Consider the following 15,493-nt stretch of genomic DNA (forward strand, 5'->3'; position numbering starts at 1 on the left):
TAGTTACCCATGGCCGGTGGTCCGGATCCGATTCCGCCTATCACGCCATCTTTAAGACGGCGTTGAAATGCGCATCCCATGTTGGCGGCTCGAACGTATCCCGAGATCTTCCACCTGCTGACCTGCCTGCCCTATGACCCTCTGCCAAGGATGTTATTCTTCTTTGCCAAAGATAACTGTCCTTTAGGCTTGCGTAAACGGGAATATCCCCAAGCACTTCGCGTGTCGCGGGCAGCTCGGCGCAGATCACCGGAACCCCCCGTGCCGCCGCCTCCGCCGCCGGCAATCCGAACCCCTCGGCAAAACTCGGGTAGAGCGCGCCGGCCGCGCCCTCCAGCAGCGCTGCGATCGCCCCGTCGCTCAGCCCGGCGTATTCGTGGATGTGCTGGCCCTTCAGCGGCGAATGATCCAGCCGATAGAACAGCTCCTCGTTCATCCAGCCGCGCTGCCCGCAGATCACCAGATGCGGCATGTCCTGCGGCACGGTCTGCTTCACCATCCGCTCCCAGATCTCCAGAAGCAGGGTATGGTTCTTGCGTGGTTCCAGCGTGCCGACGGTGACGAAATACACCCCCTCCGGCGGCAGCCCGGTGGGCAACTCGTCGGGTCTCGGTTCGGCCAGTTCCACCCCCAGCAGCGCCACCAGCCCGGGCGGCACCTTGCCGATCTCCTCGAAATGGCGCTCGGCATCGCGGCGGGTGGCACGCGAATTGTAGATCACCAGGTCGGCCCATCGGCTTACCTGTTTCAGCATCGCGCGAAACCGCGTGACCGCCTCGGGCCGCTGATAAAGCGGATGATCCAGCGGGATCGTGTCATGCACCATCACCACGATCTGGCCGCCCAGCCCATGGCACACCGCGTGCACCACCCGATCCGTCAGGTTGGTGTGACCCACGTTGAAATAGCTCGTGCCCTGCGGCAAATGCCGCGCCAGCATCCTGCGCAGGCCGCTCTTGGGTGCCCGCGCCCTGGCCAGCCGCCGCATGTCCGATTGCGCGCGCTTCTGCGCCTTGTCCAGTCGCGAGAATATCTTCGACAGCCGGTCGGACGGGCCCCAGGCCACGCGCCCCTCGATCCGCTCGGCCAGTCCAGTCATCCCCGCCTCGTCCAGCAGGATATACCCCAGCGACGTGCGCACCAGGCCGAAGGCGGCGATCCGGTCGGCCACCAGCGCACGCAGATAGGCCAGCTCCACCAGGTCCACCCCGGTCAGGCCCTTGCCCGCCCGGCTCACCAGCCGGGTCAGGTCCAGCAGGCAGGCCTTGTCCGGCTCAGCGCTCATAGGCCCCGACCTGATGCCAGCGCCAGGCGTCTTCCACCATCTGTGCCATGGTCGATCGGTCCGGCCGCCAGCCCAGCTCGGTCCCGGCCCTGACCGAACCCGAAACCAGCCTGGTGCAGTCACCTGCCCGCCGCGGCCCCTCGGTATGGGGCACTTCGCGGCCCGTTACCTTTGCCGCCTCGTCCATCACTTCGCGCACGGAAAACCCGCTGCCGGTGCCCAGGTTGAACACCCGGCTGCCCTTGCCGTCGCGCAGCCATTGCAGGCCCAGGATATGCGCTTCGACCAGGTCCATCACGTGCACGTAGTCGCGGATACAGGTGCCATCGGGAGTGTCGTAATCGGTGCCGTGAACGATCAGCGCGTCGCGCCGCCCCGCCACCGCATCGAGGATTAGCGGAATCAAATGCGTCTCGGGCTGGTGAAACTCGCCCACCTCGGCCTCGGGGTCGGCCCCGGCCACGTTGAAATAGCGGAAGATCACCGATTGCAGCCCGTCCGAGGCTTCGAAATCGGCCAGCATGTCCTCGATCGAGCGTTTCGATTTCCCATAGGCATTGATCGGGAATTGCGGGCTCTCTTCGTCCAGCACCACGTTGTCCTGGTCGCCATATGTCGCGCAGGTCGAGCTGAAGACGAAATGCTTGCAGCCCGCCGCGATGCTCGCCTCGATCAGGTTCTGCGAACCGGTCACGTTGTTGCGCCAGTATTTTCCGGGCAGGCTCATGCTTTCGCCCACCTGGCTCAGCGCGGCGAAATGCATCACCGCAACCGGCTCATGTTCGACAAAAACCTCGTCCAGGCGCCCGCGGTCCAGCAGGTCGCCTTTCTCGAAAGGTCCGAATTTGACCGCCTGTTCCCAGCCGGTCGACAGGTTGTCGAAGGTGACGGGCATGAAACCGGCCGCTTTCAACGCTTTGCAGGCATGCGATCCGATATAGCCCGCACCGCCCGTTACCAGAACGTTACTCACAAGCTTGCCCCCGCGTCGGTTACTCGGCCGCCTTGTCCACGTGCACGATGTCCTGCAAATAGCTCATCAGGCTGTCGCGCAGATCGTCGCGGGCCAGGCCAAAGGCCACCGTGGCCTGCAGGAAGCCCGCTTTCGAACCACAGTCGAACCGCTGACCGGCAAAGCGATAGCCGTAAACCGGGCGTTCCGCCTCGATCTCGGCGGCGATCGCGTCGGTCAGCTGGATTTCCCCGCCGGCCCCGGTCTTCATTTTGTTCAGATTGCGCAGCACGTCAGGCGTCAGAAGGTAGCGCCCGATCACCGCCAGGTTCGACGGCGCCTTGTCGGCCTCGGGCTTTTCAACCATTCCGCCAACCGAAACCATCGGCCCGTTTTCGGCCTTCACGTCCAGGATGCCATAGGCCGATGCCTTTTCCTTCGGCACTTCCATCGCCGCCACCATGCAGCCTGGGTTTTCCTCGTAGGCTTCGACCATCTCTTGCAGACAGGGCTTTTCCGCCGCGATCACGTCATCGGGCAGGATCACGGCAAAGGGTTCGTTGCCGATCAGGCGCTTGGCACACCACACCGCGTGACCCAGTCCCAGCGCCTTGTGCTGGCGGATATAGGCGATCGCGCCTGAATCCATGTTGGTGTTCTTCAGGATATCCAGAAGCTCGGTCTTGTTCTTCTTGCGCAGCTCCTGCTCCAGCACAGGCGCATGGTCAAAGTAATCCTCCAGCGCACCCTTGCCGCGCGAGGTGACAAAGATGAATTCCTTGATGCCCGCGGCCCGCGCCTCGTCGATCGCGTACTGGATCAACGGGCGGTCGACCAGCGTCATGATTTCCTTTGGCACCGATTTGGTGGCAGGCAGGAACCGTGTTCCCAAACCCGCGACAGGAAAGATTGCCTTTGTGATCTTCTTTTTCATGTCCTGAACCTCATACCCCACCATGTCGTTGGTGCATGGCGCTTACGTTTCTCTATCGCACGAAAATCACTGCAAACTACAGCGCCTGAGCCTGACTAAATGCAAAAAATGTCAAAAATTCGATATTTGGTGTTTTTTTGCTCACGCTTCGCCGTCCAAACCCCTGACTGGGGCCACCTGCGCCACTTCGCGTGCAACCCGGGCGCGAAACCCAACCATTTGAAAAACGTTCTGATTTCTTTCGCTTCGTCCGAACAGACCGCCATTCTGTTCCCACACACCATCGCGGGTCAGGCAGACCTTGTGAAACCGCGTGCTCGGTCCGAACAGGAACAGCGAAACCGTCTCGCCCTTCTTCACCCGTGCGCGCGCTTTGCGTCGCAGCGCGCGTGCCTGCCAGATGCGCCCGGCCAGAACCACCGCCGGGCCCGCTGCGCCGTCGAACCGCCGGAACGCGTCTCCGGCTTGCGCAATCGCCACCGATCCCGCCGTGCGGGTTTCGCCTTCGCTATACCCTTCCAGCAGGCCCACCAGCAGCTCGCCGGCCTGCGCCTCGCGCAGCAGGCCGCGGACCACCTGGTCGTCCAGCCGCTCGCGCTCTTCGTTCTGGACTTCCTGCCAGCGCTGAACACGCTGCGCCGCACTGCAATGGGTGTGCAGGAACACCGCCCAGCTCGCGCCGATCTCGCGCAGGCTCTGCACCGCGCGGTTCGCCTTGCGCCGAGGGCTCGCGGCATAGGCGTGATGCACCTGGGCCAGCGGCACGATTGCCGTCGCATACCCCCCGGTCGCCAGCCGCAGGTTCAGGTCGGTTTCATCCAGGTAGAAGTGATAGCGCGGATCGAACCCGCCCAGCCGCAGCAGCGCCGACCGGCGCACCGCCATGTTGGTGCCCTCGGTCTTGATCGCCTGCCCGGGCGCCGGGTGCAGCACCGTCGGCCGCGCCTCGTCTACCCTCAGCGGTTCGGCCCGGCCGCATGAATCGACCATCCGCGCCTTCCACTGAAACGAGATGCCGTTGCGCCCCCGCACAAAGCCACCCGCGGCGGCGACGTCATCGTTATCGAACGGCGCAGTCAGGTGATGCAGCCACATCGGTTCGGGCACCGCATCATCGTCGATGAAGGCCACGACCTCGCCCGCCGCCTGCGCCAGCCCCAGGTTGCGCGCAGCCGCGATATTGGGCCGGTCGTATTCGATCAGCTTCACTCGCGGCGCGAACCCGGCCTCCCGCACCGCGTCGCAACCGCTCGGGTCCGCCACCACGATCACCTCGAAATTCGGATATCGCAGCCCGGCCACGCCTGTCAGGCACCAGGTCAGGCTCTCCGGCCGGTCGCGGCTTACAATCACCACGCTGACCGGCAGGGCGTTCATTCCATCCCCATCTCGCGCATCATCGCTTCGATCCGGGGCACGTCCTCGGGGTTGTTCAACTCCCAGAACTGCCGCCCCCGCGCCTCGACCTCGACGCACAGAACCGGCCGGCCATGCTCCATGAAGCGCAGCTGCTCCAGCCCTTCCAGCCCCTCCAGCGTGCCCATGTACCACGCCGCATAGGCCGCCAGCGCCGACGGGCGATAGGCATAGACACCCACGTGATGAAACACCGGTGTTTCGGCGTCGTCGGCATAGGTCTCGGCGGTGAACGGGATCACCTCTTTCGAGAAGTAGAGCGCGTGATTGTCACGGGTGAACACCGCCGTGGTACCGCCCACGCGGCCCGCGCGGCGATCTTCCAGGAACCCGTTCAATGCCCGCCCGTCACAGCGCAGCACCGGCGTGGCCACCTCGGCCATCGCGTCGCGCCCCAGCCCTTCGACCAGGCCTTCGACAAACCAGGCCGGGGTCAGCGGCGCATCGCCCTGCAGGTTCACCACGATGTCGTACCCCCCGCCCAGCACCGCCAGTGCCTCGGCGCAGCGCTCGGTTCCGTTTCGGCACTCCGATGAGGTCATCACCACCTCGGCACCGAAGGCTTCGCTCGCCTGCTGGATACGTGTGTCATCCGTGGCCACTACCACGCGGTCCACGCCCTGCACGCCACAGGCCGCCTCCCACGATCTCTGGATCAGGCTTTTCGCGGCACCACCCGCGCCGGTCAGCTCGACCAACGGCTTGCCCGGGTACCGGGACGAGGCATAGCGCGCCGGGATGACGATCAGAACACTCATGCCGGTTTCAACTCCACGCTGGGGGAACAGGCGATGAAATAGGGGTTGGCATAGTCATCCTTTCCGTAGGTCAGCGGCGTGTGATCATCGAACCGCACCACCCGGCCGCCCGCACCGTGCAGCACCGCATGCCCCGCGGCCGTGTCCCATTCCATCGTCCGGCCCACCCGCGGGTAAAGATCGGCCTCGCCCGTCGCCACCAGGCAGAACTTGAGCGACGATCCCGCGCTCTTGAACTCCTTCGTGGCGTATTTGGCGATATAATCCCGGGTCTCGTCGGTCAGGTGCGATTTGCTGGCCACCACCATCAGTGCGCCGTTGTCAGCCGCCGACACCCGGATCGGCCGCGTGTTGCCGGCGGTTTCCGTGTCAAACGGCCCGTCCTCTTCCACCGCGCTGCCATCGGCCAGCGTATAGAACATCCGCCCCTTGGCCGGCGCGTAAACCACGCCGCGCGTTGGTACGCCGTTCTCGACATAGGCGATGTTCACGGTGAAATCGCCGCGGCGGTGAATGAATTCCTTGGTGCCGTCCAGCGGATCGACGATCAGGAACGTGTCGGCCTTCTGCCCGTGCGATGCCGCCTGCTCCTCGGTCACCAGCAGGGTATCGGGAAACGCCGCGCGCAGGCCGGCACTGATGATCGCATCAGCCGCTTCGTCTGCCTCGGTCACCGGGCTGTCGTCCGATTTCACCTTCACGTCGAAATCGTCGGCGCCATAGATCTCCATGATCCGGTCGCCCGCGCGCAGCGCCAGGCTGCGCATCACGCCAGTCAGCTTTTCGTAATCCAAGGTCACACTCCCGATACCACCGCGATGCGGCTTTTGTTGTGAAAATCACTCGCCCCCCTTATGATCCGCGGCTAACCGGACGGCAAGGAATCCGTTTTACAAAAGCGGCGCCGCGGCGGAGCAGTGACACCATGTTCGAACAATCACGATCGCAATCATCCCTGCAATCGGCCTTCATCATGGCCGAACTTGTCTATCATTCGATCGTGCGTTCGATCCGCCGCTCGCACGGCAATGCGCTTATGTCGCTGCTGATCAATCTTTTGCAGGTCGCGATCATGGTTGCGGCGCTTTATGTCATGTTTTCGCTGCTCGGCCTGCGCAGCGCCGCGTTGCGCGGCGATTTCCTGCTCTACGTGATGTCGGGCATCTTCCTCTATATCACGCATGTGAAAACCCTCGGTGCGGTGGTGGGCTCCGAAGGGCCGGCCTCGGCGATGATGAAACACGCGCCGATGAACACGGTCATCGCCATCATCTCGGCCGCGCTGGGCGCGCTCTACATCCAGGTTCTGTCGCTCTTCGTGATCCTCTTCGGCTACCACGTTGCCGTTACCCCGTTCGACGTGGCCGAACCCGTCGCCGCCTTCGGTACCATCCTCGTGGCGTGGTTCACCGGCCTTGCGCTGGGCGTCGTGCTGCTTGCGCTCAAACCCTGGTTTCCCACCGCGGTCCAGATCACCAGCGTCATCTACATGCGGGCCAACATGATCGCCTCGGGCAAGATGTTCCTCGCCAATACTCTGCCGGCCTACATGCTGGCGATGTTCGACTGGAACCCGCTGTTTCATTGCATCGACCAGGCTCGCGGCTACACCTTCATCAATTACAACCCGCGCTACTCGAATATCGAATACCCGATCATCGTCGGCATCGTGCTGCTGATGATCGGTCTGATGGGCGAGTTCTACACGCGCCGCCACGCCTCGGTCAGCTGGAGTGCAAGACGATGATCCGCACGCTGTTTTGTCTTCTTTTTCTGTTGCCGGTTTCGGCGCTGGCCCAAACCTACCCGGCGCTTCATGACGTCACCGGCGTGGCCGCGAACGATGTACTCAACATCCGGGCCGAACCCTCGGGCAGCGCCGGCAAGATCGGCGCGCTGGCCCACAATGCAACTAATGTCGAGGTGATCCGCACCAGCGGCAGCTGGGGCCTTGTCACAGCGGGCGAACGCTCGGGCTGGGTGTCGATGCGCTACCTCGCCCGGCAGCCGGATGGCGATTACGCGCTCACCCGTACCCTTGCCTGTTACGGGACCGAGCCGTTCTGGAACCTCTCCATCACCCAGGGCACGCGGGCGACATTCACCGCGATGGGCGGCGACCCGGTGCAAATCCCGGTCGGCCTCCTGCAACGCTCGGCCAACCGCACCGATCGCTTCGTTCTGCGCGGCGGCGCCATGACCGCGATCATCGCCAGGGCCGCCTGCAGCGATGGCATGTCCGACCGCGAATTCGGCCTGACCATCGACTTGCTCAGTGATGCCCGGGGCACGCTCTATTCGGGCTGCTGTTCGCTCACCGGAAACTGACGGGGCCGGTTTGGTAGGGTGGGTTTTCAACCCACCTGCGCCCAAACCTTATGTCACCACCCGCAGTGTCAGGTTGATCCGCCCGCCGCCCTTCAACAACGCGGATGATCCAAACCGGATGCGGTCCACCCCGTGATGCACCAGCCTTGCCGCCCCGCCGATCACCACAACATCGCCCGAGTGCAGCCAGATCGATTCCGTCTTGCCGCCCCGCTCGATATTGCCCACCCGAAAGAGCCCGTCATCACCCAGGCTGACCGATACCACCGGTTGTGAAAAATCCGCCTCGTCGCGGTCCTGGTGCAGCCCCATCCGCGCGCCCTCGCCATAATAGTTCACCAAGCAGCATTCGGGCGCACGCATCCCCGGCGCGAACTTTTCCCAGATCGCCAGGATTTCCGCCGGGATCGGCGGCCAGTCCACGCCCGAGGGATGCGCGCGCTCGTACCGGTATCCGCGCCGGTCGCTGACCCAGCCGAACCTGCCGGCGCTGGTCATCTTCACGCTCATCTGCTTGCCCCATCGGGTTTCGGGGTGAAACATCGGCGCGGCGCGGGCGATCTCGCGCACCCGCTCGACCAGAACCGCCTGTTCGTCCGGTCCCAGCGCGCCGGGGTATACGCTGACCCCGCGCAGGTCGATCTGTTCGCCCTTCGTCATGCTTAACCCCTCATTTACGCGGCTTCGCGCGCATCAGACGCAAAAAACTCCAAAAATTTGCATTTTGCCATGTCTCCCGGTGCTTGCAGCGTCAAATCCGTCTCCTTATATACGCCCGGAAGCGTCGTGCACGGGCCGTTCCCGTCGCGGCAAACCCAACCCCGGGGGCGGATGCCGTAACGGGTCCGGCTCTCGTAAATCGCCTTGAACAAGAAGGGATCGAAAACATGGCCAAAGTCATTGGGATTGACCTCGGTACAACCAACTCCTGCGTTGCCATCATGGACGGCGCACAGCCCCGCGTCATCGAAAACAGCGAAGGTGCCCGCACCACGCCGTCGATTGTCGCCTTCACCGAAGACGAACGCCTCGTCGGCCAGTCGGCCAAGCGTCAGGCCGTCACCAACCCCGAAAACACCATCTTCGGCGTCAAGCGCCTGATCGGTCGCCGGTTCGACGATGCCGATCTTGCCAAGGACAAGAAGAACATGCCGTTCAACGTAGTTGACGGCGGCAATGGCGACGCCTGGGTCGAAGCCCGCGGCGAGAAATATTCGCCCTCCCAGATTTCCGCCTTCATCCTCGGCAAGATGAAGGAAACCGCCGAATCCTATCTCGGCGAAGAGGTGACGCAGGCCGTCATCACCGTGCCCGCCTATTTCAATGACGCGCAGCGTCAGGCCACCAAGGACGCCGGCAAGATCGCCGGCCTCGAAGTTCTGCGCATCATCAACGAACCGACGGCCGCCGCGCTTGCCTATGGCCTCGACAAGGAAGACACCCATACCATTGCGGTCTATGACCTCGGTGGCGGCACCTTCGACGTGACCATCCTGGAAATCGACGACGGCCTCTTCGAAGTGAAGGCCACCAACGGCGACACCTTCCTAGGTGGTGAAGACTTCGACATGCGGATCGTCAACTACCTCGCCGACGAGTTCAAGAAAGAGCACGGCGTTGACCTGACCAAGGACAAGATGGCGCTGCAACGGCTCAAGGAAGCCGCCGAGAAAGCCAAGATCGAACTGTCCAGCAGCTCGCAGACCGAAATCAACCAGCCCTTCATCTCGATGGGTTCGGACGGCCAGCCGCTGCACATGGTGATGAAGCTGACCCGCGCCAAGCTGGAAAGCCTCGTGGGTGACCTGATCAAGGCCTCGCTGAAGCCCTGCCAGGCCGCTCTGAAAGATGCCGGTCTCTCCAAGGATGACATCGACGAGGTCGTTCTCGTCGGCGGTCAGACCCGGATGCCCAAGGTGTTCGAGGAAGTGACCAAGTTCTTCGGCAAAGAGCCGCACAAGGGCGTGAACCCCGACGAGGTGGTCGCCATGGGCGCGGCCATCCAGGCCGGCGTTCTCCAGGGCGACGTGAAAGACGTGGTCCTCCTGGACGTGACCCCGCTCAGCCTGGGTATCGAAACCCTGGGCGGCGTCTTCACCCGCCTGATCGACCGCAACACCACGATCCCGACGAAGAAAAGCCAGATCTTCTCGACCGCCGAGGACAACCAGAGCGCCGTGACGATCCGCGTCTTCCAGGGTGAACGTGAAATGGCCGCGGACAACAAGATGCTGGGTCAGTTCAACCTCGAAGACATCCCACCCGCACCGCGCGGCATGCCCCAGATCGAAGTGACTTTCGACATCGACGCCAACGGCATCGTGTCGGTCCAGGCCAAGGACAAGGGCACCGGCAAGGAGCAGAAGATCACGATCCAGGCTTCGGGCGGTCTGTCGGACGAAGACATCGACAAGATGGTCAAGGACGCCGAGGATAACGCCGAAGCCGACAAGGCCCGCAAGGAGCTGGTCGAGGCCCGCAACCAGGCCGAAAGCCTGATCCACTCGACCGAGAAATCGATCGAGGATCACGGCGACAAGGTCGATCCCTCGACCGTCGAAGCGATCGAACTGGCGATTGCCGCACTCAAGGACGACCTCGAGAAAGAGGATGCCACCGGCGACAAGATCAAGGCCGGCATCCAGAACGTGACCGAGGCCGCCATGAAACTGGGCGAGGCGATCTACAAGGCCAGCCAGGAAGAGGCCGGTGAAGAGCCCAAGGCCGCCGATGCAGGCCCGGACGAAGATGACATCGTCGATGCCGATTTCGAAGACCTCGACGATGACAAGCGCTCGTAATCGCGCCTGAGGAACCTCTCGGGGCCGGCTTGGTCACTGGCCGGGCCGGCCCCGCACGTTCCTGAAAGGGGGATAACCCAATGTCGAAACGCGACTATTACGAAGTGCTCGGAATCTCCAAGGGGGCGACGCCGGAAGAGATCAAGAAGGCCTACCGCACGAAGGCCAAGGAACTTCACCCCGACCGCAACGCCGACAATCCCGACGCCGAGGCCCAGTTCAAGGAAGCGAACGAAGCCTACGAGGTGTTGAAGGACGCCGACAAGAAAGCTGCCTATGATCGTTACGGCCACGCGGCCTTCGAAGGCGGTATGGGCGGCGGCCCGCGCCCCGGCGGCGGGTTCCACGGTCAGGGCGATTTTGCCAGCGCGTTCTCGGACGTGTTCGATGACCTCTTCGGCGATTTCATGGGCGGCCGCGGCGGTGGCGGTGCGCGCCAGCGCGCCGTGCGCGGCGCCGACCTGCGCTATAACCTGCGCGTTACGCTGGAAGACGCCTATTCGGGCCTGCAGAAAACCATCAATGTGCCTACCTCGGTGCAATGCGAGGCCTGCGATGGCTCGGGTGCCGAAGGCGGATCCGAGCCCACCACCTGCCCGACCTGCTCGGGCATGGGCAAGGTGCGTGCGCAACAGGGTTTCTTCACGGTCGAACGCACCTGCCCCACCTGTTCGGGTCTGGGCCAGATCATCCAGAACCCCTGCAAGGTCTGTCATGGGCAGGGCCGCGTCCACAAGGATCGCGCGCTTTCGGTCAACATCCCCGCCGGGGTGGAAACCGGCACCCGCATCCGTCTTGCCGGCGAAGGCGAGGCCGGCATGCGCGGCGGCCCCTCGGGCGATCTCTTCATCTTCATCGAGGTCGAGCGCCACGACCTGTTCGAGCGCGAAGGCAAGGATCTCTTCTGCCGCGTGCCGGTCAGCATGACCACCGCCGCGCTGGGGGGCGATATCGAGGTGCCCACCATCGACGGTGGCCGCTCGCGCGTGAAAATTCCCGCCGGCTCCCAGTCCGGCCGCCAGATGCGCCTGCGCTCCAAGGGCATGCCCGCGCTGCGCGGCGGCCCGGCCGGTGACATGTTCATCGAACTGGCGGTCGAAACCCCGGTCAACCTGACCGCGCGGCAGAAAGAGCTGCTGAAGGAATTCGAGGAGCTGAGCGAGGAGAACAACCCGCAAAGTTCGTCCTTCTTCTCCTCGGTCAAGAGCTTCTGGGATTCGATGAAAGGGTGATCCGCTGAAAGGCGGCGCCGAGCAGTCGACTCACTGAAAGGGTGCGTGGTTTCACGCACCCTTTCTATTTGGTGAAGAAACACCGTGCGCCCGGGTAACTCTTGCCTTTTCCGGATACTCCGTTTTCCCGGCAGCCGGATGTCAGCCGGGGGGTGCACGCATGTCACCCCCTCGTTTTCGGCAAAAAGAATCCTTAACCGCGCTCGGAATTAACCCTTTCTTCACCACGCCTGCGGCAAGTTTGGCCCATGGCCCAGACCCCCCAGTTTTCCGAGGCGCCCCTGCCTCTCTTCGACGAGGACGAGGTACAGATCATCCCGGTCCTGCCCCCAGGCAAGCGGCCCTCCTACATCGCCGATCACCGCAAGCGTCTGCGCGCCCGGTTCATGTCCGGTGGGGCGCAGGCGGTGCCGGATTACGAGATGCTGGAACTGGTCCTGTTCCGCGCCATCCCGCGTCAGGACGTCAAGCCGCTGACGCACAAGCTCTTGGAAACGTTCGGAGATTTCAACCGCGTGCTGGCCGCCCCGTCCGAGCGCTTGAAGCAGGTCAAGGGCGTGGGCGAAGCCGTGATCTGCGAGTTGAAGGTGGTCGAGGCCGCCGCCCAGCGCCTGGCCCGGTCGCGCGTCATGCAGCGCCATGTCGTGTCGTCCTGGGACGCGCTGCTCGACTATTGCCATACCACCATGGCCCATCGCGAGACCGAGCAGTTCCGCATCCTCTACCTCGATCGCAAGAACGTGCTGATTGCCGACGAAGAGCAGGCCCGCGGCACCGTCGATCACGTCCCGGTCTATCCCCGCGAAGTCGTCAAACGCGCCCTTGAACTCAATGCCAGTGCGTTGATTCTAGTGCATAATCACCCGTCGGGCGATCCCACGCCCAGCCCCGAAGACATCGCCATGACCGGCCAGATCGAAGCGGCGGCGCAGGCGCTGGGCCTCACGCTGCACGATCACCTGATCATCGGCAAATCGACCGAGCTCAGCTTCCGCTCCGAGGGCCTGCTTTAGCGCAGCCAGACCTCGACCCGCCGGTTCACCTGTCGCCCCCAGGCGCTGTCGTCGCAGGCCATCGGCATCGCCTCTCCAAAACCCGCAGTCTCGATCCCGATCCGCTCCAGGTTCGCCGTTTCGGCGGCTGCCACAACCGCATCCCGCACCGTCCGCGCCCGCCGTTCCGAAATCGCCCGGTTGCCCTCCGCCGGGCCTTCTCCGTCGCTGAATCCAACGAACATCAACTGCCGTCCATCATACCGCCCCGCCTCTAGCGACCGCGCCAGTTGTTCCACGTTCGAGCGTGACTGCGCATCCAGCTGGATCGAGCCCGCTTCGAACCGGAACGAGGTCGACAGGCGTTTCATCTCCCACAGCCGCGTGATCATCTGCCGCAATTGTTCCAGTGATATCTCCGCGCCCGCCCCGGCAATCGCATTTGCCAGGCGATCGCCCTGCGCATTGATCGGGATTTCTTCGGGCGCCTGGTCGATGAAGCCGGCCCGCCGGATCACAAGCTGCGCCGGCGCGCTGCGGGTGTATGACAGGAATTCGCGCGCCAGCTTGGGCAGCCTGCGCGCCGGCAGATACAGGAACATCGGCGCCGTCAGCGGATAGTCCTCGGTCTTGATCGTGCGCCGCGTGGCCGCCAGCGAAAAGCCGCAGGCCCCTGTCAGAACCAGCATCTGCGCGTTTCCCATGGCGGAATGGCTGGCAATGCCGATGGCAAACGGATCGCTTGAAACGGCCTGGGCCAGCGCGCGGTCGCTGCCGTGACGCGTGGCCGTGCCGGCCAGGCTCAGTTGCGCCGGGCGCAGAACCCGGTCCGCCACCGCCTGCCCCGTGCCCGACCGGGCGTCGCGCAGATGCAGGCTGATCGGCGCATCGGGCCCACCCAGCGCGCTCCAGTTGTCGATCCGCCCGGCAAAAACCTGCGCCAGATCCGTGATCGAAATGCGATGCACCGGGTTGCCCGGGGCCGTGATCGCCACCAGCGCATCCAGCGCCAGCACCCGGCTACGTCCGCGCGCCTTCAGATCGCCCAGGCCGGCCTCGCGGCCGTGGCGGGCCTCTTCGGGGCGGATCTCGCGCAGGGCCATGGCAATATCGGCCTCGTCGGCCAGAAGGTCGGCAAAACCTTCATCCGTATTTGTCAGGCGAAACCTGAACCGCCCCTTCTCACTGCCAGTGTTGCGGTCGGTCAGAACATAGGCAAAGCTGCCGGGCTCGCCCTCGTCCTCGCGTTTCGCGTCCAGCCCGCTGCGCAGGGCAAAGGCCTCGATCAGCGCGGGAATCAGCAAATCGCCCATCGTCGCCGCGCCGGAAATATCCAGTTCGGCCACATAGTCCGTCAGGCTGGGACAGCCGGGGCCCTCACAGATCACGCCCGAGCCGTCGACGGTCAACTCGCCATAGATGGTTTCGACCCGGTAGAATTCGCCGTCAAACCCCAAAAGAGTCCCGTTCAGCTGAACGGCGCCATCACGCGACTTCAGCGTCACATCCTGCGCCGCAACAGGGGCGCCGGGAACAAAAAGGAAAAGTGCGGCGAAGACCGCCGCACATACCAGGGTTTTCAAGGTGACCTCGGTCGTGGCGAAATCAGTTACGCGCCACTTTCAGGTCATTGACGAGGTTTTTCAACACCAGAAAATCGCCAACGGCATCGCAATCCGGCATTGTCAGTTCCAAGGCCTGCCGGGTCATGTCGGCGCTGGCGCCGGTCTGAAGCGAGGTCGCCTCGATCGGCCGACCACAATTCATCTCCGTCACCTCGATCTCGACGCTCAGCTCGACATCGCCATCTTGCTGCGCGATGCCAGTGGGGAAGGTATACACCTCGGCGACCAGGCTCTTGTCCATCTTCGGATCACCCAGCGAGATGATGAAACCGCCCTTGCCCGTTGCAGCGCTTTCGATTCCGCCAGAAGCGCCCGACCACACGTGGCCATTGTCATCATAATCGGCGCCATATTCAAGCGCGTGCAGCGAGACCGAGCTTTCTCCCTCGGACTGCACGACCGCGCGATCATAGAAGGACAGTGACGACACGGTCGTCGTGGTCGTTGTGCTCTCGCCATTGCCGAAGTTGGCGGTGAATGAAGCCTGTTCTTCCAGGGCCGGCACCACAATTTCCAGCATGCCACTGGCATCGGTGGCCTCGGTGAATTTCATGCCGGCATGTTCCATCGTCACCCGTTCGTTCGGCAGGCACGGCGCCGACAGCGATACCTTGACAAGGGCCGCCGCCATTGTTTCCGCGGTCATCTCGGCCGTGCAACCGGCATTGGCCGTAGATTGCGGTTGGCTCACGGCGGGTGCGGTTTGCGGCTCGACACTGATCACGGGCTCATCGGATACCAAGGCCGTCTGCCGGGGTTGCGATGCGGGGATTGCCGATGTCATGTCCGGCTCCGGCGTGATCGACAGGGCCGGTTCCTTCAGGGTCGGTGTGTCGGCCATCGGCGCATCGGCCAGGGCCGCTGTTTCCGTCGGGGCGGAGACCGGTTCGGACGGCGCGGGAATGTCCGGCGCCAGATCGGTCACGCCCTGTGCCTGCATTGCCGAGGACGTCAGTTCGGCATCCGATACGTCGACCTGCTTCGTGGGAAGCTGCATGCCCGCCTGCACTGCGGCATGGCTGCCAGCCGACTGGCTGTTCTGCATGAAAAAGCCGATCCCGGCGATGGCCGCGACTGTGCCGCCAATGGTGATGAATCGTTTACGGTCCGGCATGACTGCCTCCACTACCCATGTGTTCAAGGGCAGTATCGGCAGTAAAAACGGCGCTC

14 protein-coding genes are annotated in these 15,493 nt (G+C 63.7%); 5 read left to right on the top strand and 9 right to left on the bottom strand.

Annotated elements, in window-relative coordinates; all coding sequences use genetic code 11:
* Positions 1 to 40 precede the first annotated feature (40 nt).
* The 6 genes from E0501_RS08605 to cysQ form a co-directional block, all read right to left on the bottom strand.
* The gene (locus tag E0501_RS08605; protein ID WP_137700981.1) at positions 41 to 1,285 is read right to left on the bottom strand and encodes a glycosyltransferase family 4 protein; all 1,245 of its coding nucleotides are present in this window, start codon (positions 1,283 to 1,285) and stop codon (positions 41 to 43) included.
* Positions 1,275 to 2,258, bottom strand: coding sequence for a UDP-glucose 4-epimerase GalE (galE, locus tag E0501_RS08610; protein WP_137700982.1), 984 nt, complete (start codon positions 2,256 to 2,258; stop codon positions 1,275 to 1,277). Before galE ends, E0501_RS08605 begins: the two co-directional genes overlap by 11 nt.
* Before the next feature lie 19 nt (positions 2,259 to 2,277).
* Positions 2,278 to 3,171, bottom strand: coding sequence for a UTP--glucose-1-phosphate uridylyltransferase GalU (gene galU / locus E0501_RS08615; RefSeq protein ID WP_137700983.1), 894 nt, complete (start codon positions 3,169 to 3,171; stop codon positions 2,278 to 2,280).
* A 141-nt stretch (positions 3,172 to 3,312) separates the two neighbouring features.
* Positions 3,313 to 4,548 (bottom strand): glycosyltransferase family 2 protein, encoded by a 1,236-nt coding sequence (locus E0501_RS08620; protein ID WP_137700984.1) that lies wholly within the window; start codon positions 4,546 to 4,548, stop codon positions 3,313 to 3,315.
* A complete protein-coding gene (locus E0501_RS08625; protein ID WP_137700985.1) occupies positions 4,545 to 5,345 on the bottom strand; it encodes a 3-deoxy-manno-octulosonate cytidylyltransferase in 801 nt (266 codons plus the stop codon). The genes E0501_RS08620 and E0501_RS08625 overlap by 4 nt, the downstream gene beginning before the upstream one ends.
* On the bottom strand, positions 5,342 to 6,139 hold the full coding sequence (gene cysQ, locus E0501_RS08630) for a 3'(2'),5'-bisphosphate nucleotidase CysQ (RefSeq protein ID WP_137700986.1): 798 nt from the start codon (positions 6,137 to 6,139) through the stop codon (positions 5,342 to 5,344). The genes E0501_RS08625 and cysQ overlap by 4 nt, the downstream gene beginning before the upstream one ends.
* Before the next feature lie 131 nt (positions 6,140 to 6,270).
* On the opposite strand from cysQ, the gene E0501_RS08635 reads away from it, so the two are divergent.
* On the top strand, positions 6,271 to 7,092 hold the full coding sequence (locus E0501_RS08635) for an ABC transporter permease (protein WP_137700987.1): 822 nt from the start codon (positions 6,271 to 6,273) through the stop codon (positions 7,090 to 7,092).
* A complete protein-coding gene (locus E0501_RS08640) occupies positions 7,089 to 7,673 on the top strand; it encodes a COG3650 family protein (RefSeq protein ID WP_137700988.1) in 585 nt (194 codons plus the stop codon). Before E0501_RS08635 ends, E0501_RS08640 begins: the two co-directional genes overlap by 4 nt.
* Before the next feature lie 48 nt (positions 7,674 to 7,721).
* Here E0501_RS08640 and E0501_RS08645 read toward each other — a convergent pair whose 3' ends face one another.
* Positions 7,722 to 8,333 (bottom strand): alpha-ketoglutarate-dependent dioxygenase AlkB family protein, encoded by a 612-nt coding sequence (locus E0501_RS08645; protein WP_137700989.1) that lies wholly within the window; start codon positions 8,331 to 8,333, stop codon positions 7,722 to 7,724.
* Positions 8,334 to 8,560: 227 nt separating this feature from the next.
* On the opposite strand from E0501_RS08645, the gene dnaK reads away from it, so the two are divergent.
* The 3 genes from dnaK (at position 8,561) to radC (ending at position 12,719) form a co-directional block, all read left to right on the top strand.
* Positions 8,561 to 10,474: a molecular chaperone DnaK gene (gene dnaK, locus E0501_RS08650; RefSeq protein WP_137700990.1), complete on the top strand. Its 1,914-nt coding sequence runs from the start codon at positions 8,561 to 8,563 to the stop codon at positions 10,472 to 10,474.
* An 80-nt stretch (positions 10,475 to 10,554) separates the two neighbouring features.
* Positions 10,555 to 11,706 (top strand): molecular chaperone DnaJ, encoded by a 1,152-nt coding sequence (gene dnaJ, locus E0501_RS08655; RefSeq protein WP_137700991.1) that lies wholly within the window; start codon positions 10,555 to 10,557, stop codon positions 11,704 to 11,706.
* 248 nt (positions 11,707 to 11,954) lie between these two features.
* Complete coding sequence (radC, locus tag E0501_RS08660) at positions 11,955 to 12,719, top strand: RadC family protein (RefSeq protein WP_137700992.1); 765 nt, start codon at positions 11,955 to 11,957, stop codon at positions 12,717 to 12,719.
* Here radC and E0501_RS08665 read toward each other — a convergent pair.
* Positions 12,716 to 14,281 (bottom strand): phosphate ABC transporter substrate-binding/OmpA family protein, encoded by a 1,566-nt coding sequence (locus E0501_RS08665; RefSeq protein ID WP_193555887.1) that lies wholly within the window; start codon positions 14,279 to 14,281, stop codon positions 12,716 to 12,718. The genes radC and E0501_RS08665 overlap by 4 nt on opposite strands.
* A gap of 22 nt (positions 14,282 to 14,303) precedes the next feature.
* Entirely contained in the window at positions 14,304 to 15,437 is a 1,134-nt protein-coding gene (locus E0501_RS08670; RefSeq protein WP_137700993.1) for a hypothetical protein, read from the bottom strand.
* Between the last annotated feature and the right edge of the window lie 56 nt (positions 15,438 to 15,493).

It is taken from the genome of Marimonas lutisalis (assembly GCF_005434965.1).
GTDB classification, from domain to species: domain Bacteria; phylum Pseudomonadota; class Alphaproteobacteria; order Rhodobacterales; family Rhodobacteraceae; genus Marimonas_A; species Marimonas_A lutisalis.